The organism is Rathayibacter sp. VKM Ac-2804, assembly GCF_009866655.1.
In the GTDB taxonomy this organism is placed as follows: Bacteria; Actinomycetota; Actinomycetes; order Actinomycetales; family Microbacteriaceae; genus Rathayibacter.
In genome coordinates, this window is the sequence record NZ_CP047420.1 from 553390 (window position 1) to 577961 (window position 24572).

A 24572-nucleotide genomic window follows, 5' to 3' on the forward strand; every position below is an offset into this window, starting at 1 on the left:
CGGCGCTCTGACGCTGCCCCTCACCCACGGCGACGCTCACGCCCCCCCCGACTCGGGAGCGTCGGCCGCCCGCGAGATGCCACCTATGAGCCCGACACGCCGAGGAATCGCCTCACAGGTGGCATCTCGCGGAGGCCCCGTCAGCGCCCCAGCACCCGCGCGTACACGCGGAGGTAGTCGTCGACCATCCGCTCGACGGCGAAGCGCCGGAGGGCCGTCTCGCGGACGAGCGCGCGGTCGAGCAGGCGGGCGCGCGGCACCGCGGCGACCGCCTCCGCCGCGGACTCGACGACGAAGCCGCTGACGCCCTCGTCGACGATCTCGGGCATCGAGCCGCGCCGGTACGCGATCACGGGGGTGCCGCAGGCCATCGCCTCGACCACCGAGAGGCCGAACGGCTCGTCGAAGCCGATCGGGTGCACCAGCGCGAGCGCCGAGCCGAGCAGCGCGGCGCGGTCGGCCGGCCCGACGGAGCCCGCGTAGACCACCCGGTCGCCGTCGATGTGCGGCTCGACCTCCTCGCGCCAGTAGCGCTCGTCCTGCACGATGCCCGCGATCACGAGGCGCAGGCCCGCGCCCGCCGCGATGCGGATCGCCTCCGCCGTGCCCTTGTCGGGGTGGATGCGGCCGAGGACCACCAGGTCCTGACCGCCGGCCGCCGAGAACGGCAGCTCCGACAGGTCGATCCCGTGGTGCACCGTCGCGACGTAGTCGAGCTCGGGCGAGCGGTCGCTCTCCGAGATCGAGACCAGGTTCGCGGTCAGGGGGTGCCGCAGCGCCTCGCGGTACGCGGGCAGGATGCCCGGGCCGGAGAAGCCGTGCACCGTCGTCACCAGCGGCACCGGCCACTGCGCAGCGAGCGCGAGCGGCAGCCAGTCGAGGTGGTTGTGCACGAGGTCGAACTCCCGCGAGCGGGCGAGCGCGTGCGCGATGTGCAGCGACTCCTGCACCCGCCCGTCGGCACCGGACTCGGCGTAGCCCTCCGGCACGACGCTCGAGAGCCGGCCGGCGGTCGCGGAGTCGCCGGTCGCGAGCAGCGTCACGTCCACCCCGCGGCGCACCAGGCCCTCGGTGAGCAGGCTCGCCACCCGCTCCCACGGCCCGTAGTGCCGCGGCGGGGTGCGCCAGGCGACGGGCGCGAGCATCCCGACGCGCAGGCCGCGCAGGACAGGCGGGACAGGCGTGCCCGTCACGCCGCGGCCGCCTGCGCGAGCTCCGCGCGGCGGACGACGAGCGACGTGTGCAGGGCGGCGATGGTCGACTCCGCGCCGCGGTTCTCGTTGCGGCCCGTCGGGGTCAGTCCGTCGTAGCCGGCGCCGGTGAGCGGGTCGATCATCACGGTCCCGGAGTCGTTCACCCCGCGGAACCAGGCCCAGCACGCGGCCAGGCCGTCGCGCCAGAGCGGGTCCTCCTCGATCGTCAGCGCGCGGGCGCAGGCGGCCGCGAGCGCCGCGACCTCGATCGGCTGCTGGTCGAAGAGCGCGCCGGTCTCGCCGGGGCCGCGGCCCGCGACTCCGCAGACCGACAGGCCGTTCTCGCCGGACTCGAGCGCGAGCAGGAACGCCAGCTGGTGGAAGCCGCGGGTGAGCAGCACGGGGTCGCCGAGCGCCGCGCCGGCCGCGAGCAGCGCCTCCGGGACGCAGCCGTTCGCGTAGCGCAGCCGCGGCTCCGGCCAGGGCCAGTCGGCCTCGGCGGCATCGTGCAGCAGCGCGGAGCCGTCCGCGACGAGCTGCGCGGCCGCGGCGTTCTCGGGATGCGCCGCGAGCACCTCGACCGCGCCGAGCACGGCGGAGGTCATCGCGCGCAGGTGCGGCGAGCGCCGGGCGGCGAGGCGCAGGAACAGCCGCGACCCGCGGTGCCGGGTCAGGGGCAGCTCCGCCCGCGCCGCGACGACGCCGGCGGCCCAGACGGCGCGGCCCCACCAGTCGCCGAGCGACGGCTCCTCCGGCGAGTCGCCCTCGGCCGAGACCCGGTTGCGCACCGCGCCGTCGGCGGCGGTCGCCCGCTCGAGGAAGCGCAGGTACTGCTCGGTCAGCCGCCTCGTCACCTCGGACTGCTCCGGCTCCTGCACGACCACGATCAGCGCGCGCGCCACGTCGTCGACGCAGTAGCCGTGCTCGCGGCGAGGCACGTCGAGCAGCGCGTGCTCGAAGAGCCCGCCGGCGTCGGTCAGCGCGTCGAGGTGGGAGTAGGGGAGCGCGGGCGAGAGGACCTGCGCAGGCGTCACGCCGCCCGCTCCACCCGGAGGCGCTCGACCAGGTCCAGGTAGCGGCTGGCCGCGGCGGGCCAGGACAGGGTGCTGCCGGACAGCACGTCGAGATCGGGCGCGGCGACCGTGGTGCCGGCGAGCACTTCGCGCAGGGCGTCGGCCATCGCAGCGGGGTCCTCGTGCGCGACGGTGCGGCCGCGGTTCCCGGTCAGCAGCTCGAGCGCGTGCGGGAACGCGGTCGCGACGACGGGGCGGCCGGCGGCGAGCGCCTCCACCAGCACGCCGGAGGTGACCTGGTTGCGGGAGTCGTAGGGGAGCAGCACCGCGTCGGCCTGCGCGACCGCGGCGGCGAGCTGGGCCGGGTCGAGGTAGCGGCCGTCGAGGACGACCTGCTTCTCCAGCCCGAGCTCGGCGACGAGCGCGGCGAGCGACTCGCGGTACGCCTCCCCGTGCGAGGCGACGACCTTGGGGTGGGTCTGCCCGAACACCGTGTAGCGGGCGTCGACCCCCGCGTCGCGCAGGAGCGCCGTGGCGCGGATCCCCCACTCGATGCCCTTGCCGGGGCCGATCAGGCCCCAGGTGATGATCTGCGGGGTCGCGCTCGAGTCGGCGGCAGCGGCGGTGCGCTCGGCGCCGCCCGTCCAGACCGGCACGCCGTGGGCGATGACGCCGACCTTGCGGGTGTCGACGGAGTAGCGGCGCTCGAGGATCTCGGCGGCGACGGCGGTCATCACCACGACCGCGTCGGCGAGGGCGGCGACGCGCTCCAGCACCGAGCGCTGCGTGTCGCTGGGCGTCTCGAGGACGGTGTGCAGCACGACGATCGCCGGGACCGTGAGCTGCTCCATCAGCGCGAGGACCTCGTCGCCGTCGGGGCCGCCGAAGATGCCGTACTCGTGCTGGATCACGGCGACGTCGGTGCGGCTGAGCTCGGCCGCGGCGTCCGCGATGCTCGCCGCATCGCCCGCGACCAGCTCGGCGACGACACTCCGGCCGACGGCCGAGCCGGGGACGGCGAGCTCGTCCATCACCCGGACGGTGCGGATCGTCGCGCCGTGCTCCGCCGTCAGGGCGTCGCCGAGCGACTGGGCGAAGGTGGCGAGGCCGCAGCGGGTCGGCGGGAAGGTCGAGAGCATCCCGATCGTCGTGCCGCCGCCGTGGGCGAAGGGGAGGTGCTGCGTGGGGGGAAGGGGGTGCGCCATGCTGACTCCAGCCGCGGTCGTGCGGCGCCGGGGGAGCGACCGCGAACGGGCGAGGCGACTGCCGGCCGGCACCCCTCGCGGGATCATCGCAGCCTGCGGATCCGGTCCATCGCCGGCGGACCGGTTCTGAGTGACGTCACCCTAGAGGGGGCGGATGAACATTCGGGGGCGACTTCGTTCTCCGGCCATCGAGATGCCGCTTGTGCACACTTCTCACGGCGTGTCGTGCTCATAAGTGGCATCTCGCGGCGGGGATCAGATGCGGGGGAGCGTCAGGGCGGCGGCCACCAGGGCCGCGCAGAGGAGGGCGACGGCCGCCAGGGCGGCGCCGACGCCCAGGGGTGCGGCCAGCAGAGGGGTCGCCAGGACCGCGAGGGAGGCGGGTACGACGAGGGCCGCGCGGAGCGGGCGGCGCTCGCCGAGCGGCAGGTGCACCGCCCACAGCGTCAGCAGGTACGCGGCCACCGGCACGGCGACCGCGCCGCCGACCACGGTGTCGCTCGCCTCCAGGTGCCCGGCCGTCGCCGCGACCGCCACCTCGAGCCCGGCTCCCAGCCCGCCGAGCGCCGCGAAGATCACGAAGTGCGCGTACCCCCAGGCGAAGGAGAGGCCGCGCCGCCGTTCGAGCAGCTCGCCCGAGGGATGCAGGAACGACAGCCACCAGAGCGCGAAGACGATCACCAGCGCGCAGGCCGCGACGAGCACGAGCGCGGAGCTCACGCCCGACTCCGTCACCGCCTGCTGCACTCCGGTCACGGCCGCGAGCACGCCCTCGCCGAGCAGGATGATCGTGAACAGCCCGTAGCGCTCGGCGATGTGGTGCGGATGCCAGCTCGACTCGCCCGCGCGCAGCGCCCAGAGCGGCACCGCCAGCTCGAGCGCCGCCAGCACGACGAAGCTCACCACCCCGTACTGCTCCGGCAGCAGGAGCCGCAGCAGCCAGCCGACCTGCACCATCGAGAACCCGCCGGCGCTGCGCAGCGCCGAGACCCGCTGCTCCGGCGACGACACCGCGACCCGCAGCCACTGGCTCACCAGAGCGAACCGCATGATCGCGTAGCCGACCGTGATCGCCGTGAAGTCGCCCTCCTCGAACGCCGTCGGCACGCCCGCCGCGAGCACGAGCACGCCGCCCATCTGCGCGAGCGTGAGCAGCCGGTAGGGCACGTCGTCGGTGTCGTAGCCGGAGGCGAACCAGGTGAAGTTCATCCAGGCCCACCAGATCGCGAAGAACACCATCGCGAAGGGGAGGACCGTCTCGCCGAGGTGCCCCTCCTCCGTCGCGTGCGCGAGCTGCGCGGCGATCTGCGCGATCGCGACGACGAAGGTCAGGTCCACGAGCAGCTCGAGCGGCGACGACACCCGGTGCGGCTCGTCGACGGCGCGCGGGCGCATCCGGACGCGGAGGAGGGTCATGCGCTCATCCTGCACCCGCGCCGCGTCGCCGCTGGAGCCGGACGGCAGACGTCCCGCGACGTGTGACCGATGCGAGGACAGCGCTCGATCCTGCGAGAACGTTCATTCTCCATGCTCTTGCATCAACCTCGGCGGGACCGTACGGTGATCACCAAGCAACCCGATGCTGATTGATCTGCTGCGTGCCGACAGTGCTCACCCGAGAGCAGGCACGTCCCCTCTTCATCACCCTCCTCCGGCGACCCGAATCGCCTGCGGAGTGGCTTCGGCGCGCCTCCCCACCCCCCCCGAAGCACCCGAAGACTGAGGATCCTGGCCTTGACCGCGCACTCCGCGGGCGTCCTGCCCGCTGAGCCGCCGACCCCTGCGCGGAACACCCCGCCGCGCACGGCCGACGAGCTCACCACACCCCTGCCCGCCCCCTTCACCACCCGCTCCGCCGCCTCGACCGAGGCGATGCCGATCGGCTACGCCCCGACCCGCGAGCGGTCCTGGGCGCGCACTCCGGCCCGCACCGCGCCGGCCGCCCCCGCGGCGCCGGCCGCCCCGCCGGTCCGCGAGGGACGCCACACCTCGAAGCCCGTCGGCCGCCTGGTCGCCGTCCTCCCCGCGCACGACGAGGAGGAGGGGATCGCCGCCGCGATCCTCGGCCTGCAGACCCAGACGTCGCCGCCGGACCGGATCGTCGTCGTCACCGACAACTGCACCGACCGCACCGCCGAGATCGCGCTCGCGCACGGCGCCGAGGTCTACGCCACGACCGGCAACACGGCCAAGAAGGCCGGCGCCCTGAACCAGTTCCTCGAGGTCCTGCTGCTCGAGCTCGAGGACGAGGACCTCGTCCTGGTGCAGGACGCGGACTCGGCCCTCGACCCGGACTTCCTCGCGATCGCGCGCCTGAAGATCGGCATCGCGCGGATCGGCGCCGTCGGCGGCGTCTTCCGCGGCACCCCCGGGGGCGGGCTCGTCGGCCACCTCCAGCGCAACGAGTACGCCCGCTACGCCCGCGACGTCCGCCGCCTGAACGGCAAGTGCCTCGTCGTCACCGGGACGGCCGCGGTGCTGCGCGGCGCGCTGCTGCGCGAGATCAGCCGCGCCCGGCGCGACGGGCGCATCCCCGCCGGCGACGGTCGCGGCGGCATCTACGACACGACGGTCCTGACCGAGGACAACGAGCTCACCTTCGCCATCAAGCACCTCGGCTACGAGGTGCTGAGCCCGGCGGGCTGCACGCTCGTCACCGAGATCATGCCGACCTGGCGCGAGCTCTGGAACCAGCGGCTGCGCTGGAAGCGCGGCGCCGTCGAGAACTGCGTGCAGTACGGCCTCACCCGCGTCACCTGGCCCTACTGGGGTCGCCAGCTGCTGACCATGGCCGGCTGCTTCGTGACCTACGTCTACCTCGCGACCGTCGTGTACGCGCTGGTGATGGGCGGGCTCTCGATCCAGCCGTTCTGGCTCGCCGTCACCCTGATCTTCGTCGTCGAGCGCGTCGTCACCGTCCGTGACCGGGGCTGGAAGCACATGCTGCTCGCCGGCCTGATGTACGAGCTGTTCCTCGATCTGTTCCTGCAGATCGTCCACACCAAGGCCTACCTGGACGCGCTGACACGACGTCAGCGCGCCTGGTGATCGAAGGAGAAACCCATGTACAACAACCTCTCGTCCTCCGCCGGAGCCGGACTGGGCGCCGGAGCGCTCGCCGCCACCGGTTTCGACTCGCTCTGGTGGGGGCTCGCGGCGTTCGCGCTCATCGCCGCCGGCACCGCGGTGATGCGCATCGTGCCCCGACGTCGCGGGGAGCACAGCTGACGCGCGGTCGCCCGGATCAGCGCACGACGGCGGCGGTCGCCGCGGAGGTGCGCACGGCGCTCGTCCAGCCGGTCTTCGTGCCGGTGACCGAGACGGTGATCCGGGTCCCGACCACCGAGGTGGTCGGGACGTAGGTCGCCGCCGTCGCACCGGAGATCGCGGTCCCGTCCGCCCGCCACTGGTACTTCACGGCGACCGGGGCCGGTCCCCAGGTCCCCGTCTTCGCGGTGAGGGTCGAGCCCACCTTCGCCGTCCCCGTGATCGTCGGAGTCGGCGCGGTCAGCGTCCCCTTCGCCACGACCGCGGTGGGCGGCGCGGTGCGGCTCTCCGCCGGGTAGCCGGCCTTCGTGCCCGTGACCGTGACGGAGATCCGCTTGCCGACGGTGCCGCTCGTCGGCGTGTAGGCCGCGGCGGTCGCTCCGCTCAGGGCGACGCCGTCGGCGCTCCACTGATAGGCGAGCGCGACCGGCGCGGGCGTCCAGGCGCCCGGCTGCACCGTGAGGGTCGAGCCGACCTTCGGCGTCCCCTGGATCGACGGAGTCGGAGCGCCGAGTGCCGCCGGTGCCTCGGACCGGTAGACGGCCACATGGTCGACGCTCATCGTGCCGCCCGAGGACTTCGGGGTGCTCGCGCTGTCGCAGCCGCACACCCCGTTCGGCAGGCCCCCGCCGATGGCGAGGTTCAGGATGAGGAAGTAGTCGTTGCCGATGGCCGCGCTCCACGCCTCCGCGCTCAGGCCGGCCTGCTCGACGGTGTGCCGCACCTCGCCGTCGACCAGGAACTGCAGCCGCTCCTGCCCTGCGACGCGCCGGTCGACCAGGGCGGAGTAGGTGTGGAAGGCGGTCAGGCAGCCCGCGCAGTCCTGCAGGCCGCTCGTGAGACCGTACGGCTCGTCGCACTCGCCCGCGTCGACGAGGTCGCAGTGGAAGGTCTGGATGACCTGCGAGGTCCCGTTGACCGCCTCGAGGATGTCGATCTCGCCCGTCCGCGGCCAGTCGATCGCGCCGTTCTCGTCCAGACCGAGCGCCCAGAACGCCGGCCAGTAGCCGGTCGCCTGCACGGGGTTCGGCTGGCGGATCGACGCGGTCATCAGCAGCTGGCCGCCCGCCGGAGCGGAGAAGGACGTGTCGCGCGTGATGATGCGGCCCGACGTCCAGGCCCCCGCCTGATCCCTCAGTGCACGGACGGCGAGGTTCCCGGCGCCGTCGAGGAACACGTTGGCCGTCGAGTCGGTGGTGCGGTCGACGGCGCCCGTGCCCCAGGTGCCGAGCTCGTGGATCCACGCCGGACCGACGGGACTGCCCGCGGCGCCGTCGAAGTCGTCCGCGAAGACCGTCGTCCAGCCCTCCGCAGCGGCCGGAGCGGCCAGGGCCACGGCGGCGGCGGGTGCTGCGCTCTCCGCGGCGTCGGCCGACCCGCCGATCGCGCCCAGGAGCGGCATCGCCACGGCGAGCGCCGCCAGCGCGGCGAGGCCGGTCATGATGCGGCGCACGGCGACCTCCAGGGGAACGGTGGAGCGAGGTGGTCCCGATCGCGCCGGTCGTCAGGCTAGGAGCGGGGGTCCCGCGCGAGTCCCTCCCGCGGCGGGGGACAAGGACGGAACGAATCCTCGCGTTCCGCCCCGCTTACGATGGTCCGGATGACGATCGACCAGGCGACCGCCACGACCCGGCGCGGAACGACCCGGCGCGGGACGACTCCGTCCGGGAGCGACCGCGTCGTCCTCGCCCGCCGCATCGGCCTCGGCCTCGCGCTCGTCGCGGCCGCCGCGCTCCTCCGCGTCCTCTCGCCCGACGCCGCCGGCGACGTGCTCTCCGACGCCGTCCGCGACTTCCTCACCCTGGCGATCAGCGTCGTCATCGAGTCGCTGCCGTTCGTCTTCCTCGGCATCGTGCTCTCGATCGCCGTGCAGCTCTGGGTGCCGGAGGCGGTGCTGCTGAGGATCCTGCCGAAGCGCGCCCTGCCGCGCCGCCTGGTGATCTCGCTGCTCGGCGTGCTGCTGCCGGTCTGCGAGTGCGGCAACGTGCCGCTCGCGCGCGGGCTCATCGTGAAGGGCCTGTCCGTCTCGGAGTCGATGACGTTCCTGCTCGCGGCGCCGATCGTGAACCCGATCACCATCGTCACGACCTATCAGGCCTTCGGCTGGGCCGACGGGATCCTGGTCTGGCGCATCGTCGGCGGCTTCGTCATCGCGAACCTGGTCGGCTGGATCTTCAGCCGGCACACCGACCCGATGGCGCTGCTGACCCCGCGGTTCCGCGCGGCCTGCGAGGCGGGCGAGCGCCCCTCCCGCACGGTCCGCGCCAAGGCCCGCCGCAGCGTGCTGCTCTTCGCCGAGGAGACCGGCGCGATGCTGCCGGCGCTCTTCGTCGGCGCGGCGATCGCCGGACTGATCCAGGTCGGCGTCTCCCGCGACGTGCTGACCACCCTCGGCGGCGACCCGCTCTGGTCGGTCCTCGCGCTGATGGTCCTCGCCTTCGTGATCTCGATCTGCTCCAACGTCGACGCGTTCTTCGTGCTCTCCTTCGGCTCGACGTTCCTGCCCGGCGGCATCATCGCGTTCCTCGTCTTCGGCCCGATGATCGACATCAAGATGCTCGCGCTGCTGCGCACCACCTTCTCCGCGCGCACGCTCGTGCGGATCACCGCGCTGGTCGGCCTCTGCGCCGCGGTCCTCGGCCTGGCGGTGAACCATGCGCTCTGAACGCCTGCTGGCCCGCTGGAAGGGCGTCGTCCTCAGCCTGATCGGCGTCGTCTCGACGCTCTGGCTCGCGGCGACCGGACGCCTCGGCCTCTACATCCACCCCCGCTACTTCGAGTTCTCGGTGATCCTCGCGGCGGTCGCGGCGGTGCTGCTGCTCTGCGCCTTCGCGATCGTGCCGGGGGCGGAGGAGGACGACGGGCATGCGGAGGACCACCTGCACGAGCACGCCCCGCGCCGCCGCTGGCGCGCCGGTCTCGCCGCGCTCGGCAGCCTCGCGGTGATCGCCTGCGCCGCCGTCGCGCTGCTCGTCGTGCCGCCCGCCGCGCTGACCGCCTCGACCGCGACCCAGCGCGAGGTCAACACCAGCGCCGTCGACGCCTCGGTCACCGCGCAGGCCCCCACCGGCGACACCGCGTCCTTCACCGTGCGCGACTGGGCGACGCTGCTGCGCCAGGGCGCGAGCGAGCAGTTCCTGGCCGGCCGCACCGCGACGGTCAGCGGCTTCGTCACCCCCGACGCGAGCGACCCCGAGAACGTCTTCTACGTCGCCCGCTTCATCGTCACCTGCTGCGCCGTCGACGCGCAGCCGGTCGGCGTGCCGATCCACCAGCCGGGCTGGGCCGACACCTACACCGAGGGCGAGTGGCTGGAGGTGACCGGCGGCTTCGGCGCGAACCCGAGCGTCACCAGCGCCGAGGCGGTCGTCCTCGAGCCCGACGTCGTGACGCCGATCGACGAGCCGGCGATGCCGTATGTCTACTGAGCGAGCGTTCTCGCGCGTCTTCTGGACCGCCACCGCCGTCCTCGTCCTCGCCGTCGGCGGCCTCACCGCCGCCACGATCGGCAAGGGCCCGCGCGTCGCCTCGCTCGAGGTCAGCACCTCGGGCGTCGTCGAGCGCGACGGCGGCCGCGCCCGCGTGCACCTCGACCAGGCGATCGAGCCCGACGCCCTCGACCGCGTCCGCGTCACTCCCGAGGCCCCGCACACCGCTGAGCTCGAGGGCGGCGTGCTCACCGTCACCTTCGACGACACGCTCCGCTACGCCACCGAGTACGAGATCGCGATCGACGGCGCGCAGGGCACCGCGACCGGCGCCGAGTCCGACCTCTCCGCCGCCTTCACCACGAAGGACCCGGATCTCTTCACCCTCGACCGCACCGCCGAGGACCCCGCGCAGCCCGACGCCATCCGCGTCCGCCCGCTCTCCGGCGGCGACACCCGCGTCCTCTACACGGCCGACCGGATCCAGGACTACGCCGTCGTCGGCCCGGTGCTCGTCGTCGTGACCCTCGAGCCCGACGACACGACCCTCCTCCGCACGCTCACCCTCGACACCGGCTCGGAGGGCGTCATCCCGCTGCCCGGCCCGGGCGTCGTCCGCGAGCTGCACGCGTCGCCCGAGAAGGGCGTGCTCGGCTGGACCTTCACCGGCTCCGCGCCCACCGGCCCGCTCGACCGCGCGCTCTACGCCTACGACCTCACCGACCAGAAGGCGGAGGCCGTGCCGATCACCGGCATCGACGGCGGGCCGCTGCGCGCGACCGACTGGATGTTCGTGCCCGGCACCACCTCCGTCGTCACCCACTCGCTCGACGACACCGTGCTGCTCGTCGACCTGCTGACCCCCGGCACCATCAGCCCCCTCGGCCAGCACGCCGAGCTGCGCGGCTTCGTCCCCGGCGCGAACCGCCTGGTCGTCGCCGACCCCGACTCCGGCTCCGTCATCGACCTCGCCGACGGCTCCGTCGAGACCCTCGCCCTGCCGCCCGCCGACGTCGGCCCGACCACCTCGCCCGTGCAGCTGCTGCTCCTGGACTCCGACAGCTACCTCGAGCTCGAGGCTGACTACTCGCCCGAGACCGGCACCGCCCAGTACTCCGTCGTCCGCGTCGACGCGAGCGGCACCACCGAGATCTTCCGCACCTCGCCGACCGGCCGGATCCGCGGCCTCTGCCTCTCGCCCAACAGCCAGTTCGCCGCCGTCGAGGCCGTCTCCGCGGAGGGCGTCCCCGACGACTACCCCGACGTCCCCGGCTTCAGCGCCACCTCGACCGTCCTCGTCGACCTCGGCACCGGCGACACCTCCCGCAGCGTCAACGGCGTCTCCCGCGACTGGTGCGCGTAGCCCCTTCCTGCCGGTCGAGCAGCCTCTTCCAGCGCAGCGCCGGCCGCTCGACCAGCCACCACGACGCCGCCGCGAGCAGGAGCGTCACCGCCACGACGAGCGCCAGGTTCGCCGCCGTCGGCAGCCGCCCCAGCACCTCCAGCACCAGCTGCTGCACCGGATAGCTCCACAGGTACAGCCCGTAGGAGAAGTCGCCGAACCGCGCCGCCCGCCGAAGCACCGGCAGCGATCCGGTGCCGACGACGATCACGAGCACCGGCAGCGCGATCCACAGCGCGACCTGCTGCAGCGGAGTCCCGGCCGCGAGGAGCAGCACCGCGAGCGCCACGACGCCGGCCGGCCAGCGCAGCCACGCGGCCGGCACCAGCAGCCGCACCGCCGCGGCCGCCGCGAAGAACGCGCACAGCTCCGCGGAGGACCCGACCGCCCCGCCCAGCCCCGTCACGAACCCGAGCCCGACGAGCGCCACCACCGCGAGCACCCCGCGAGCCCGCCCCCGCCCCGGCACCCACCGCAGCGCCAGCACCCCGAGGTAGCAGCAGAACTCGACCCCGAGCGTCCAGAGCGAGCCGTTCACCGCCGGCCGCGCGTGCACCGCCGAGTCGAAGACGCCCGGCAGCTCGTACTGCGCCAGCAGCGGCACGTTGAGCGCATAGGCCCAGGTCTGCCCGGACGAGAAGTACGCCCCGACCGGCAGCGACGTCACCAGCGGCCCGAGCGCGAGCATGCTCACCGCGACCACGACGATCAGCGCCGGGAAGATCCGCAGCACGCGGTGCCAGAGGAACCGCCCCGCGGTCGGCGCCCGTTCCATGCTCCCCGCGATCAGGAATCCGCTGACGCAGAAGAACACCGAGACCCCGAGCGAGTGCACCGGCAGCCCGAGCAGCCGCGGCGCCGGCTCGCCCAGCAGCACCGCACCGTGCCCGACGACGACCATCAGCGCGGCGGCCAGCCGCAGGGCGTCGAAGTCGTTGCCGCGCGCAGTCACGCCCTCACCGTAGAGGGCGCGCGCGTCAGTCGAAGCGCATCCCCTCCGGCCGCGGCGGCAGCAAGAACAGGATCAGCAGGAACACGGCGCCCGCGATCGGGATGAACAGCGCGAAGATCCACATCCCGCTGCGGTTCACGTCGTGCAGCCGTCGCCAGATCAGCGCGAGCGAGGGCACCAGCGTGCCGAGCGCGATCGCCCCCGCGAGCACGGCGACCCAGGGCGTCGCGAAGTCCAGCTCGCCCGAGCGGAAGGGCGTGAACGAGAGCTGCACGCCCGGCCCTGCGCCGTCGAGCAGTCGCAGCACCACGTTCACCAGGGTCACCGCGAGGACGACCCACCAGTACTCCGCGCGGCTCGCCCTGCCGCGGAAGCGCGCGTACTGCGTGAAGAAGCGGCGGATCGCGGCGACCGGGGGAGCGCCGTAGTACGGCTGGCCGGGAACGGGGATCGTGCTCTGACTCATGCGCTTCACGCTATCCCGCACTCGTCGGGCAGATCGTCGTCCGTCCGGAGGAGGCGCCTCGCTCTAGCGGACCGCCGCGGCCTGCTCCCGGCGCACCGCCGACGACGCGCGCGCCTCCACGATCAGGCTCACCACGAGGCCGACCGCGATCATCACGATCGCGACCCACGGCAGCAGGTCGAGTCCCGCCGCGTCGATGGTCAGCCCGCCGACGATCGCGCCGCCGCCGATGCCGATGTTGAACGCCGTGGTCTGCAGCGCGGCGGCGAGGCTGCGCAGCTGGAACGAGGAGGTGCGCAGCATCCGCGTCTGCAGCATCGCCGGGATGCCGCCGAACGCGATGTTCCAGACGATCGCCGCGACGACGATCGCGACCGTGGCCTGCGAGCCGGCGGCCAGCCCGAGCGCGACCAGCGCGATCACGACGGCGATCGCCGCGACCACGAAGCCGGAGCGCGGGAAGCGGTCGGTCGCGAAGCCGGCGAGCACGAGGCCCACCGCGCCCGCCCCGCCGAACGCGAAGAGGAGGAGCGGCACGCTGTCGGAGGAGAACGACGCGTTCTCGAGCCACGGCGTGACGTAGGTCGAGAGCGTGTTCTGGCCGATCAGCACCAGCAGGATGACGACGCAGACGCCGATGATGCGCGGCAGGCTGCGGTCCTTGCGGGCGGGCAGCCGGATCTCGCCGGTGCGCAGCGGGATGCTGTGGTCGACCGCGGGCAGGAACTTCACGACGAGCAGCGCCAGCAGCAGCACGATCGCACCGAGGATCGCGAACGTCGGCCGCCAGCCGAACGCGTGGCCGAGCGCGGTGCCCACCGGCACGCCGAGGACGAAGGCCGCCGAGCCGCCGCCGGCCGTGATCGCGGTCGCCCGGCCGAGGTGCTCCGGAGCGACGAGGTGCGCCGAATAGGCGGCGACGATCGCCCAGAACAGCCCGTGCGCCAGTCCGCCGAGGATGCGCGCGCCGACCAGCAGCGCGAAGGTCGGCGCGAGCGCGGCCAGCACGTTCGCGACCGCGATGGTGCCCAGCGCGACCAGGAGCAGGCTCTTCCGCGAGAACCGCTGCGTCACCAGCGTCAGCGGGGTCGTCGCGATGACGACGGTCGCCGCGAAGATCGTCACCAGCTGACCGGTCAGCGGGATGCTGACGCCCAGGTCGCGCGACATGTCCGGGATGAGGCCGGTCGGCAGGAACTCGCTGGTGACCGACACGAAGACGGCCCCGGCGAGCGTGAGCAGCCCGATCCAGGGGAAGGCGGCGGTGCTCGCGGTCGTGCTGGTGCTGGTGCTCTTGCTGGTGCGCTGAGGGGTGTTCACGGTGTCCTGAGGGAGGAGGGGCGGGCGGCGACCATCAAGCCTCGCACGCCCGCGCCCCCCTCAGGTGTCCGGGGGGTTACTTCGCGACGGTGCTCACTTGACGACGGTCTTGGCCGCGCTCGTCCTGCTCAGCGTCGTGTAGCCCGCCTTCGTGCCGGTGACCGTCACCGTGATCGCCTTGCCCGCGTCCGCCGACACCGTCTTGTAGGTCGCCGACGTCGCGCCCGAGATCGCCGTGCCGCCGCGCTTCCACTGGTAGCTCAGCGTGACGGGCGCGGGCGACCAGGTGCCGGGAACCGCGGTGAGGGTCTGGCCGACCTTCGCCGTTCCGGTGATCGTCGGGGTCGCGCCGGTGAGGACGCCGCCGGTGACGAGCGCCGTGGTGGCGCTGGTCTTGGTGGCGGGGGAGTAGCCGGTCCTGGTGGAGGTGACGGAGACGGTGATCGTCGCGCCGGCGTCCGAGGCCTTGAGCACGTAGGTCTTCGCGGTGGCGCCGGAGATGTACGTGCCGCCGTTCTTCTTCCACTGGTAGGTCAGCGTGGTGCCGGCGTCCCAGGTCCCCGGGTTCGCGGTGAGGGTCGAGCCGACCTTCGTCGTCCCGGTGATCGTCGGCGTCGGCATGAGCGTCTGCAGCGCCGCCTTCGCGGTGACCGCGGCGCTGGTCTTGGTGACCGCGGTGTAGCCGGACTTGGTGCCGGTCACGGCGACGGTGATCGCCGCTCCCGCGTCGGCAGCGACGAGCGTGTACGTGCTCGCGGTGGCGCCGCTGATCGCGGTGCCGTTGCGCTGCCACTGGTACGCGAGGGTCACGGGCGAGGGCGTCCAGGTGCCGGGGACGGCGGTCAGCTTCTGCCCGACGGTCGCGGTGCCGGTGATGGTCGGCGTCGCTCCCGTGATGACCGCGCCGTTGGTGACGGCGGCCGTCGTCGCACTGGTCTTGGTCGCGGGGGAGTAGCCGGTCTTGGTGCCGGTGACGGAGACGGTCAGCGTCGCTCCGGCATCGGAGGCCTTGAGGACGTACGTCTTCGCGGTGGCGCCGGAGATGTACGTGCCGCCGTTCTTCTTCCACTGGTAGCTCAGCGTCACGCCGGAGTCCCAGGTCCCCGGATTCGCGGTGAGCGTCGAGCCGACGGTGGTGCTGCCGGTGATCGTGGGCGTCGGCATCAGCGTCTGCAGCGGCAGCCCGACCTGGATGGCCGAGCTCGTGCGGGTCGCGGTCGTGTACCCGTACTTGGTGCCGGTGACGCTGACGGTGAGCGCGGTCCCGGAGTCGGCGGAGGTGACGACGTAGCTGCTCCCCGTGGCCCCGGCGATCGCGGTCCCGTTGCGCTTCCACTGGTACGCGAGGTCGACGGGCGCGGGACCCCAGTTGCCGGGGTTGGCGGTGAGCGTCCCGCCGACCGCGGCGGACCCGGTGACGGTCGGCACGGAGTTGGTCAGCGAACCCGCGGTGACAGTGACGGCAGCGCTGGTTCGCGCGGCCGTCGCGTAGCCGGCCTTGGTGCCGGTGACCTGCACGGTGATCGCGTTTCCGAGATCCCACTGCGAGACGACGTACTGAGGGCCGGTCGCGTCGCTGATCGGCGAGCCGTTTCTCAGCCACTGGTAGCTCAGCGTCACCGGCTGCGGCCCCCACGTGCCGGGCACGGCGGTCAGAGTGTCGCCGACCGCTCCTGAGCCGGAGACGGTCGGCGTCGGTGCAGTGAGTGTGCCGATGGCGGCCAGCTTCAGGATGAAGTCGCCTTCGAAGAAGCTGTAATTCCCTACCTGGATGAAGTAGGTCCTTCCGGCAGTGGCGGCGAACTCGACGTTGGCACGGTCCGGGTCGTGTTCGGAGTACCCGGGCTCGGCCAAGGCGTCTCCGCAGCCGAGCTGGCGCCCCGGCGTCACTCCATCGGAGTCGTAGACGGCGACGTTCATCGGAGCGAAGCTTTCGCCGACATCGGCGAGCACGCTTCCGGTCGTTGTCGCGCGGTACTTGTACCAGACTGAGCCCAAGAACGGGTTGTAGTCGCACCCGGTATAGGGCTGGTACCAGTTGCTGTCGACCTTGAGAGTCGACCCCTGCACTGTCGCGGGGAGCGTCGAGATCGCCGGAGCCGACGGGTACGTGGTCCCGAGAACAGGGGCGCTTGCGGAGAGGGAGAACTGGGCCGTTCCGGACAGAGTGCTGGACCAGGACATGTCGGAGCTGACCTGGAAGTAATAGGTGCGGCCGGCTTCCGCCTGCACGAAGTTCTGGTCGCGATAACCCTCCTCCACGCAGCTGATCCGAGTGGCATCGGTCGTCGGACCCTCTGCGAAGGCACTGACGATCGACGGAGACCCGGGCGAGGTCCCGCTGAACGTCAGAGTCTGCCGCGTGGTCGACGTGTACTTGAACCAGATCGAGCCGTCTCCCCCTTCGAAGTACTCGGAGTAGTCCGGATCGGTCGTCCGGCAGGTCGAGTCCTCGCCTTCCGACAGGGTCGCCCCGATGTAGGGAACGCCGTACGCGGAGTAGGGCAGGCTCGTGACGACTGTCGCGTTCTCGCGCAGGTCGTTCGCGGGCGGAGTCGCGGCGACCAGCGCTCGCGGCTCCACTGCCTGCGGTGCGGCCTGCCGGGCGGCCGGCGCGTCCGTGTGCCACTGGCCGGAGGTCTCCGAGACCGGCGCGGCCGACGGCGCCGCCTCCGCGGCCGCGGCAGCCGGGGCGACGAGCAGCCCGAAGCCGACCGCGAGGGCGGTGGCGAGGGCAAGGACCCGCGAGCGGGCAGGACGGTGTTCGGGCATGACGACTCCAGGACGAGCGACGGTCGGGTGCGGTGCTGCGCCCGCGAGACCCGAGCGCGGCTGGACCGCGTCCGTCGAGGAGGCTCCTCAGTGTGATGAGATTCACAGGGAGCGGGTACCACCCTTTCGGGGCGGCCTGGAGGGAACTACTCAGTGCCGACCTGCCTGGGCCGACCCGCCTCGGCCGACCTGCCTGGGCCGACCTGCCTCGGCCGACCTGCCTGGGCCGACCCGCCTCGGCCGACCTGCCCGGCGGGAATCCTCCGAGCCGTGGCCGATCGCTACTCGAGCGGGTACGCACGCCCGTTCACCAGCAGCGTGTCGCCCGCGGCGCTGTCCGGGCCGAGGTGGTCCTCGAGCGACGCGGCGGCCGTGTCGGCGGCGGCGCCCTGGGCGGCCACTCCGGTCGAGAGCAGCAGGCCGCAGGCCAGCGCGGTGATCACGGTGGTGCGGTTGCTCGGCATGCGGTTCATCGGCGTCGTCCTTGGCGTCGTGGGGGTCGCCGCCCCCGGGGTGTGGGAGCGGTTTCAGAACGCTCCGAGCCTACGGCTCCGACCCGATGCGCCGCCTGGCACCTTTCTGGGGTTCCCCTGTGCGCCTCGGCATCGGCCTTCGCCGGAGCCGCCTCTCTGTGGAGGCGCGCCGCGATGGGGCGGGTCTCGATACGCCCTGCGGGCTACTCGACCAGCATGCAACCGTCAGAACGGCGGCGGCTCGTCGACGAAGCAGGGTCGGCGGGGCGGGTCCGGCGGTCGCCCGGGCAGCGGGGGCGGCCGGTTGCTGACGCGCCGTCCGGTCGGCGTCGTCCACACGATCGCCCCGTCGTCGTCCTTCGTGTACGTCCATCGGTCGCCGTGCCGGAGATGATGGTGCGCCGTGCACAGCGAGACCAGGTTCTCGAGGGAGGTCTCTCCGCCGTTGCGCCACTCGAGGGTGTGGTCGGCCTCGCTGCGGGCGGAGGTGCGGAGGCAGCCGGCGAAGCGGCAGGTCTGATCCCGCAACTGCAGATGGAGGCGCATCCGCGACGGCGGGACGCGCTGGGTCCGGCCGACGGACACGACGGCACCGGTGTCCCGTTCGGTGAGCACTCGGGTGAACGAGGCGGCCGTGCGGATCAGCTCCCGAGCCACGTCGGCGGGGACGGGGCCGTAGCCGTCCAGCTCAGCGGGCTCGTCATCGAGGTCGACGGCCGTGGATGCCGCGAGCGTCAGGCGCACCTCCGCGCGGACACCGGGGACGAACGACGGGTCGGGGCGGTCCTCGGCGTCGGGAGTGGTGCCGATGATGTCGCCGTCGCAGAGCAGGTCCACGGCGACGTCCGCGCGGAGCTGCGAGAGCGTGCGCACATCGCCTGCGTCGCGCAGAGCGCGCGCCATCCGGTCCGCGCGGTCGTATGCGCCCATCACGGCAGGTGCCGGGCCGTACACGCAGAGCATCGCCATGCCGTCCACGTCCGGCGTCACCCAGACGGCGCGATCCGCTCGGGCGCGGGCGTGCCGCGCCGCGAGGGACTCCTGGTGCAGCTCCTCCCGCCAGCGGCGCAGGGCGCGGCGCAGCTGCGTGAGCGTCATCGACGGCGCCGCCTCCGCGGCGCGCTCGTCGAGGGCGGCACGTGAGGACTCGGGCAGGCTGCCTGCGGTCGCGCAGATCGCCTCCCCTTCCTCCCAGTGCAGGCGCGCCTGCGCGAGCAGGGCGCGCGTGAGCGGCAGGTGCTCGAAGAGCAGCTGCGCGTTCTCGAGACGGCGGGCGATCACCTGCTCCGACAAACCCTCCGCGACCGCGAGCTCTGCGCGGATGGAGCGCTCGACGAGATCGCGGGTCTCGCTGGGGGTCGCGCCGCGGGCGAAGGCGTCGGGGTGGGCGAGTGCAGTGCGATGGAAGTCGTAGAGGTACCGGGCCTCGGCGAGACGCGGCTGGGCTGCGGCGCGGGCGTTCGCGGCGGCACGGTCGCTGAGCACGCGCAGGTGCGCGAGCACTGCCTCTGTCGATCCGAAATCCCTCATACAAGTATTGAATCAAGGACTACCGACACGCGGGCCGGCTCAAGGACGCAAAAGGACGATCGGGGGCCGAACTGGGGCTGTGGAGGAGGCACTGCGCCGACGGGGAAGGTCTCGATACGCCCCTGCGGGGCTACTCGACCAGCATGAAGCGGAGGACCCTCGGCCTGGCGATGGCGGGGTCTCGATACGCCCTGCGGGCTGCTCGACCAGCATGATCACCGCCACCCACACCTGCGCAGCGGCACCGCGTCCCCTGCTGATCGAGGAGCCCGCGCAGCGGGCGTATCGAGATCCACCGGCATCGGAAGGACGGGTCTGCAGACCTGCCCTGCTGATGACGCCGGGTCTCGATACGCCCCTGCGGGGCTACTCGACCAGCATGATTCCCACTACCGAGAGGTGAAGCGGTGTTGTCGCTGGATGCGCCGGAACGCTGCTCGGTCACCGCGGACGCGCGGTGGCGCGAGACGTTGGCGGTCGTGCGTAGACTCCCGGTTCATCGAGAGCCTTTGATGACCGATATCGCCGCGGCGACATGTCCCTCTGGCCACGACACGGGAACCCCGGTATCGGGCCACTGACCCGGGGTTTTCCTCTGCCCGCCCTGTCGCCCCGTGCTGCCGCGCGCACGCCCGCCGTAGGCTGGCCGGATGACGTCCCGGGTGCGCCTCCTGCTGGCCTCGTCGCATCCCGGGCCGACCGTCACCGTCACCGTGCTGGCGACCGTCCTCGCCGCGGCGTCCGGGCATCCGCTCGGGATCGTCGTCCTCGTGGCGCTCGCCGTGTTCGCCGGGCAGCTGTCGATCGGCCTGGCCAACGACTGGATCGACGCCGATCGCGACCGCGCCGTCGGCCGGACCGACAAGCCCGTCGCGCTCGGCCGGATCAGCGTCGGCGAGGTCCGCGCCGCCGCGCTCGGCACCGCCGCGGTCGCCGTCGTGCTCTCGCTCCTGCTCGGGCCGGTCGCCGCGGTCGCCCACCTGGTCCTCGTCGCCGCGGGCTGGGCCTACGACGCCGGACTCAAGCGCACCGCGTTCTCCGTCGCACCGTTCCTGGTCGCCTTCGGGCTGCTCCCCGTCGTGTCGGTCGCCGCGGGCGGCGGGCAGCTGCCGGCCTGGTGGGCGGTCGCCACAGGCGCTGTCTTCGGCGTCGCGATCCACTGCACCAACGTGCTGCCCGACCTCGTCGACGACGAGGCGACCGGCGTCCGCGGCTTCCCGCACCGCCTCGGCCTGCGCCTCTCCGGCGTCGTCGCGTTCGGCTCGCTGATGCTCGGCGCGGTGCTCGTGCTGCTCGGCCAGGTCGTCGGCGACGATCCGGTCGGCGGGCCCGGAGTCGTCCTCGCCGTCGTCGCGACGCTCGCGGTCCTCGTCCTCGCGGCCGCCGGCATCCGCCTGGTGCTCACCGGCCCGCCCACCCGCACGCTGTTCCGCCTGGTGATCGCCTCGTCGCTCGTCCTCGTCGTCGAGCTCGGCCTGGCGGGCGCGCGACTGGTCGCCTGACCGGCAGCGCCGCCCGCGCCGCCGGCCCTACGACCAGCGCATCGAGTACACCCGCGCCAGCACGTCCGAGGTCGGCAGCGCCAGCAGCGCCCGCAGCAGTCCCTCGCGGCCGAGCAGCCCTGCCCCGCCGGTCGGCCGCCCCGCCGCCATGTTCAGCTCGGCCTGCCGCGCGCGCGCCGCGCCCCGCGTCCGCCGCCGCGCGAGGGGGGAACGGTCCGGCCGCACCGCTGCGCACGGCGTCCGCGAGCAGCGGCGCCAGTTCGGCGGCATCCAGCCAGCCCAGATTCATCCCCTGCCCGCCGATCGGGCTGATCTCGTGCGCCGCGTCCCCGATCAGCACCACCCTGCCCACGCCGATCCGCTCCGCCGCGCGTCGCCGCACCTGGAAGCCGCTGAGCATCGTGCAGGTCGCCGGGTCGGGCTCCGCGCCGGTGCGCGCCCGCACCACGGTGCTGAGCGCCAGGGCCGCGACGGGATCGGGCGCCGCATCCGGCCGCCACGCGGGCGCCTCGAGGTCGTCACCCGCGAGCGCCACGTAGCGCCGCCGCCCGCCCGGCAGCGGGAACGACTCGATCACGCCGTCCGGCCCGACGTCGACGAGCGCCGACGAGGCCCGCGCGGCCGGCTCCGGATCGGCGAAGTCGCCCATCACGTAGGAGTCCGGGTAGTCGCGGCCCGTGCTGCGGATCCCGAGCAGCTCGCGCACCGCGCTGCGCGCCCCGTCCGCGCCGACGACGAAGGCGGCGCGCACCGTCACGGGAGCGCCGTGCTCGTCCGCCCCGGTCGCGTCGACGTGGTCGCGCCCGCGGTCGAGTCCGGTCAGCGTGACACCCGAGCACAGCGCGTCCGGCGCCACCTCGCGAAGCCGGTCGCGCAGGATCGACTCGGTCCGGTGCTGGTCGAGGGTGACGACGTACGGATGCGTGCGCGAGGCCCGCGCGAACGACAGCGCCCCGAGCACCCGGCGCCGGCTGATCGCGACGCCCTCGGCGACCCGGACGCCCTCGGCGAGGATCCGCTCGGTCGCGCCGACCTCGGCCATCGCGTCGAGCGAGGGCGGATGGATGCCGATCGCCCGCGAGCCGGCGGGCACCGCGGTCCGCCGCTCCCAGACCTGCACGTCGACCCCGCGGCGGGCGAGCAGCGCGCCCAGCAGCACGCCGACCGGTCCGCCGCCGACGATCAGCACATCGGTCCGCTGCAGGCTCATCCCCCCATGCAAGCAGACGCGCGAGAGCGACAGGCCGGGGGAGAACGTCACCGCCCCGAAACAGCCCCGGCATCTGCGCTCCCTAGCCTGGCCACGGTCTCCGCGGTCGGCGCGGAGCACGACGCCGCTGAACGGGGCACACATGAGTGGGAACACGGTCCGCCGCGACGCGATCAAGGACGTCGAAGCCTACGTCCCCCCCGCGGTCGTCTTCGACCAGACCGAAGCTCCGGGCGAGATCTTCGGCTCGAACGTCTTCAGCACGATCGTGATGCGGCAGCGCCTGCCGAAGTCGGTCTTCAAGTCGGTGATGGCCACCATCGAGCACGGCGCCGTGCTCGACCCGCTGGTCGCCGACGCCGTCGCCTCGGCGATGAAGGACTGGGCCCTCGAGAAGGGCGCCACCCACTACGCGCACGTCTTCTACCCGCTGACCGGGCTGACCGCCGAGAAGCACGACAGCTTCTTCGAGCCGGTCGGCGACGGCTCCGCGCTGGCCGAGTTCGCCGGCAAGACCCTGGTCCAGGGCGAGCCCGACGCGTCGAGCTTCCCCAACGGCGGGCTCCGCAACACCTTCGAGGCCCGCGGCTACACCGGCTGGGACGTCACCAGCCCGGCCTACGTGCTCGAGAACCCGAACGGCAACACGCTCTGCATCCCGACCGTCTTCGTCTCGATGACCGGCGAGGCCCTCGACCACAAGACGCCGCTGCTGCGCTCGCAGCAGGCGATGGGCGAGCACGCCGTCCGCATCCTGAAGCTCTTCGGGCACGTCGCGCCGAAGCCCGTCGTCTCGTTCTGCGGACCGGAGCAGGAGTACTTCCTGATCGACCGGCACTTCTTCCTCGCCCGCCCCGACCTGCTGAACGCCGGCCGCACCCTCTTCGGCACCAAGCCGCCCAAGGGCCAGGAGTTCGACGACCACTACTTCGGCGCCATCCCGGAGCGCGTGCTCGGCTTCATGATGGACACCGAGCGCGAGCTGTTCAAGCTCGGCATCCCCGCGAAGACCCGGCACAACGAGGTCGCGCCGGGGCAGTTCGAGATCGCCCCGATGTTCGAGCGCGGCAACATCGCCGCCGACCACCAGCAGCTCCTGATGACCACGTTCAAGTCGGTCGCGAAGAAGCACGGGATGGAGTGCCTCTTCCACGAGAAGCCCTTCCTCGGGGTCAACGGCTCGGGCAAGCACGTCAACTTCTCGCTCGGCAACAGCGAGCTCGGCTCGCTCCTCGTCCCCGGTGACACCCCGCACGAGAACGCGCAGTTCCTGGTGTTCTGCGCCGCGGTCATCCGCGCGGTGCACCGCTACGGCGGGCTGCTGCGCGCCTCCGTCGCCTCCGCCTCGAACGACCACCGCCTCGGCGCCAACGAGGCCCCGCCCGCGATCATCTCGATCTTCCTCGGCGACCAGCTCGCCGACGTCTTCGAGCAGCTCGCGAAGGGCCCGGCGACCTCGTCGAAGGGGCGCGGCGCGATGCAGATCGGCGTCGACACGCTGCCGATCCTCCCGACCGACCCGGGCGACCGCAACCGCACCAGCCCGTTCGCCTTCACCGGCAACCGCTTCGAGTTCCGCGCGCCGGGCTCGATGCAGTCGGTCGCCGGCCCGATGGTGACGATCGCCACGATCATGGCGGAGTCGCTCGACTTCGCCGCGACCGAGCTCGAGACCGCGGTCGCCGCCGGCACCGACTTCGACACCGCGGTGCAGGACCTCCTGACCGCGATCATCACCGAGCACGGCGCGGTCGTCTTCAACGGCGACGGCTACGCGGACGCCTGGCCGATCGAGGCCGAGAAGCGCGGGCTCGCCAACCTGCGCACGACGCTCGACGCCCTGCCCGAGCTGATCACCGACTCCGCACTCGAGCTCTTCGAGAAGTACAAGGTCTTCAACCAGCGCGAGATGCACAGCCGCTACGAGATCGGCCTCGAGCAGTACGCACTGTCGGTCGGTGTCGAGGCGCGGTTGACGCTCGAGATGGGCACGACCTCGATCCTGCCGGCCGCCGTGCGGCACCAGACCGAGGTCGCGCTGAACGTCGGCGCGCTGAAGTCCGCGGGAGTGCAGCCGGATCTCGCGCCGCTGCACGAGGTGGGCGCGCCGATCGCCGACCTGCGCACGGCGCTCGCCGGGCTGAAGGACGCGCTCGCCGCGGAGCCGGGCCACACGGCCCTCGACGAGGCGGAGCACGCCCGTGCCGCGCTGATCCCGGCGATGGCGGCGGTCCGCGAGGCGGCCGACACGATCGAGAGCGTCATCGCCGACGACCTGTGGCCGCTGCCGACCTACCAGGAGATGCTCTTCATCCTGTAGCCGGGCCCGGCCGATCGCCTCGCCCTGCTCGCCGCCTCAGCGCGCGCGGAGCAGGGCGAGGAACTCGTCGGCCATCGCCAGCTGGTCCTGCAGCTTCGCGCGGCGGAGCGACGCCTCCTCCTCGAAGGCGGCCAGGCGCGCGCGGATCGCGGCGGTCTCCTCCGGTGTCTCCGCCTGCTCCAGGCTGTCGACGACGCGCAGCAGCTCGGTCATCGCGTCGAGCGTGTAGCCGAGCGGCTTCATCCGGCGGATGAGCAGCAGGCGGTCGAAGTCGCGCTCGGTGTAGAGGCGGAATCCGCCCTCGGTGCGCCCGCTCGGCCGGAGCAGCCCGACCTCGTCGTAGTGCCGGATGGTCCGCAGCGACAGCGACGACCGGTCGGCGAGCTCGCCGATGCGCATGGTCGCCTCGACCTCCTCGGCCGTCAGCTCGGTGCTGTGCTCGTCCGTCATCTCGACTCCGTTCCGTCAACCCTCACGTTACGGTAGGTTGGTCCGTCGTGTCCGTCCCCACCAGCCCCA

20 protein-coding genes are annotated in these 24572 nt (G+C 73.0%); 7 read left to right on the forward strand and 13 right to left on the reverse strand.

What is annotated here, in order from left to right:
- Positions 1-140 precede the first annotated feature (140 nt).
- From GTU73_RS02615 to GTU73_RS02630, 4 genes are all read right to left on the reverse strand, one after another.
- Positions 141-1193: a glycosyltransferase family 4 protein gene (locus tag GTU73_RS02615; protein ID WP_244231743.1), complete on the reverse strand. Its 1053-nt coding sequence runs from the start codon at positions 1191-1193 to the stop codon at positions 141-143.
- A complete protein-coding gene (locus tag GTU73_RS02620; RefSeq protein ID WP_160086730.1) occupies positions 1190-2227 on the reverse strand; it encodes a glycosyltransferase in 1038 nt (345 codons plus the stop codon). The genes GTU73_RS02615 and GTU73_RS02620 overlap by 4 nt, the downstream gene beginning before the upstream one ends.
- Positions 2224-3411, reverse strand: a complete 1188-nt coding sequence (locus tag GTU73_RS02625) for a glycosyltransferase (protein WP_160086732.1) — start codon at positions 3409-3411, stop codon at positions 2224-2226. Before GTU73_RS02625 ends, GTU73_RS02620 begins: the two co-directional genes overlap by 4 nt.
- A 255-nt stretch (positions 3412-3666) precedes the next feature.
- On the reverse strand, positions 3667-4827 hold the full coding sequence (locus GTU73_RS02630) for a low temperature requirement protein A (RefSeq protein ID WP_160086734.1): 1161 nt from the start codon (positions 4825-4827) through the stop codon (positions 3667-3669).
- A 318-nt stretch (positions 4828-5145) separates the two neighbouring features.
- Between GTU73_RS02630 and GTU73_RS02635 the strand changes: the two genes are divergently transcribed.
- Together GTU73_RS02635 and GTU73_RS18915 are read left to right on the forward strand one after the other, a co-directional pair.
- A complete protein-coding gene (locus GTU73_RS02635) occupies positions 5146-6459 on the forward strand; it encodes a glycosyltransferase family 2 protein (protein WP_244231744.1) in 1314 nt (437 codons plus the stop codon).
- 15 nt (positions 6460-6474) lie between these two features.
- Positions 6475-6639: a hypothetical protein gene (locus GTU73_RS18915; protein ID WP_164874589.1), complete on the forward strand. Its 165-nt coding sequence runs from the start codon at positions 6475-6477 to the stop codon at positions 6637-6639.
- A gap of 16 nt (positions 6640-6655) precedes the next feature.
- Here GTU73_RS18915 and GTU73_RS02640 read toward each other — a convergent pair whose 3' ends face one another.
- A complete protein-coding gene (locus GTU73_RS02640) occupies positions 6656-8131 on the reverse strand; it encodes a family 16 glycosylhydrolase (RefSeq protein WP_160086736.1) in 1476 nt (491 codons plus the stop codon).
- Positions 8132-8278: 147 nt separating this feature from the next.
- On the opposite strand from GTU73_RS02640, the gene GTU73_RS02645 reads away from it, so the two are divergent.
- The 3 genes from GTU73_RS02645 to GTU73_RS02655 are packed head-to-tail and all read left to right on the forward strand — an operon-like array spanning position 8279 to position 11469.
- A complete protein-coding gene (locus tag GTU73_RS02645) occupies positions 8279-9343 on the forward strand; it encodes a permease (RefSeq protein ID WP_160086738.1) in 1065 nt (354 codons plus the stop codon).
- The gene (locus tag GTU73_RS02650; protein ID WP_160086739.1) at positions 9333-10106 is read left to right on the forward strand and encodes a TIGR03943 family protein; all 774 of its coding nucleotides are present in this window, start codon (positions 9333-9335) and stop codon (positions 10104-10106) included. The genes GTU73_RS02645 and GTU73_RS02650 overlap by 11 nt, the downstream gene beginning before the upstream one ends.
- Positions 10096-11469: a hypothetical protein gene (locus tag GTU73_RS02655; RefSeq protein ID WP_160086741.1), complete on the forward strand. Its 1374-nt coding sequence runs from the start codon at positions 10096-10098 to the stop codon at positions 11467-11469. The genes GTU73_RS02650 and GTU73_RS02655 overlap by 11 nt, the downstream gene beginning before the upstream one ends.
- Here GTU73_RS02655 and GTU73_RS02660 read toward each other — a convergent pair.
- From GTU73_RS02660 to GTU73_RS02685, 6 genes are all read right to left on the reverse strand, one after another.
- On the reverse strand, positions 11438-12460 hold the full coding sequence (locus GTU73_RS02660) for an acyltransferase (protein WP_160086743.1): 1023 nt from the start codon (positions 12458-12460) through the stop codon (positions 11438-11440). The two genes, GTU73_RS02655 and GTU73_RS02660, sit on opposite strands and share 32 nt — an antisense overlap.
- A 25-nt stretch (positions 12461-12485) precedes the next feature.
- Positions 12486-12926, reverse strand: coding sequence for a DUF805 domain-containing protein (locus tag GTU73_RS02665; RefSeq protein WP_160086745.1), 441 nt, complete (start codon positions 12924-12926; stop codon positions 12486-12488).
- Between the two features lie 63 nt (positions 12927-12989).
- Positions 12990-14246: an MFS transporter gene (locus GTU73_RS02670; RefSeq protein ID WP_160086747.1), complete on the reverse strand. Its 1257-nt coding sequence runs from the start codon at positions 14244-14246 to the stop codon at positions 12990-12992.
- 93 nt (positions 14247-14339) lie between these two features.
- Positions 14340-17018 carry a hypothetical protein gene (locus GTU73_RS02675; RefSeq protein WP_160086749.1) on the reverse strand — a complete coding sequence of 893 codons (2679 nt, stop codon included), beginning with the start codon at positions 17016-17018 and terminating at the stop codon, positions 14340-14342.
- Positions 17019-17299: 281 nt separating this feature from the next.
- Entirely contained in the window at positions 17300-17491 is a 192-nt protein-coding gene (locus GTU73_RS02680; RefSeq protein ID WP_160086751.1) for a hypothetical protein, read from the reverse strand.
- Positions 17492-17716: 225 nt separating this feature from the next.
- A complete protein-coding gene (locus GTU73_RS02685) occupies positions 17717-19021 on the reverse strand; it encodes an HNH endonuclease signature motif containing protein (RefSeq protein WP_160086753.1) in 1305 nt (434 codons plus the stop codon).
- 650 nt (positions 19022-19671) lie between these two features.
- On the opposite strand from GTU73_RS02685, the gene GTU73_RS02690 reads away from it, so the two are divergent.
- Positions 19672-20523 carry a UbiA family prenyltransferase gene (locus GTU73_RS02690; RefSeq protein ID WP_160086755.1) on the forward strand — a complete coding sequence of 284 codons (852 nt, stop codon included), beginning with the start codon at positions 19672-19674 and terminating at the stop codon, positions 20521-20523.
- On the opposite strand, the gene GTU73_RS02695 is transcribed toward GTU73_RS02690, so the two are convergent.
- On the reverse strand, positions 20423-21733 hold the full coding sequence (locus tag GTU73_RS02695) for an NAD(P)/FAD-dependent oxidoreductase (protein WP_244231745.1): 1311 nt from the start codon (positions 21731-21733) through the stop codon (positions 20423-20425). The two genes, GTU73_RS02690 and GTU73_RS02695, sit on opposite strands and share 101 nt — an antisense overlap.
- 142 nt (positions 21734-21875) lie before the next feature.
- Between GTU73_RS02695 and GTU73_RS02700 the strand changes: the two genes are divergently transcribed.
- The gene (locus GTU73_RS02700) at positions 21876-24053 is read left to right on the forward strand and encodes a glutamine synthetase III (RefSeq protein WP_160086757.1); all 2178 of its coding nucleotides are present in this window, start codon (positions 21876-21878) and stop codon (positions 24051-24053) included.
- Positions 24054-24089: 36 nt separating this feature from the next.
- Here GTU73_RS02700 and GTU73_RS02705 read toward each other — a convergent pair whose 3' ends face one another.
- Positions 24090-24503, reverse strand: coding sequence for a MerR family transcriptional regulator (locus GTU73_RS02705; protein WP_160086759.1), 414 nt, complete (start codon positions 24501-24503; stop codon positions 24090-24092).
- Positions 24504-24572 lie beyond the last annotated feature (69 nt).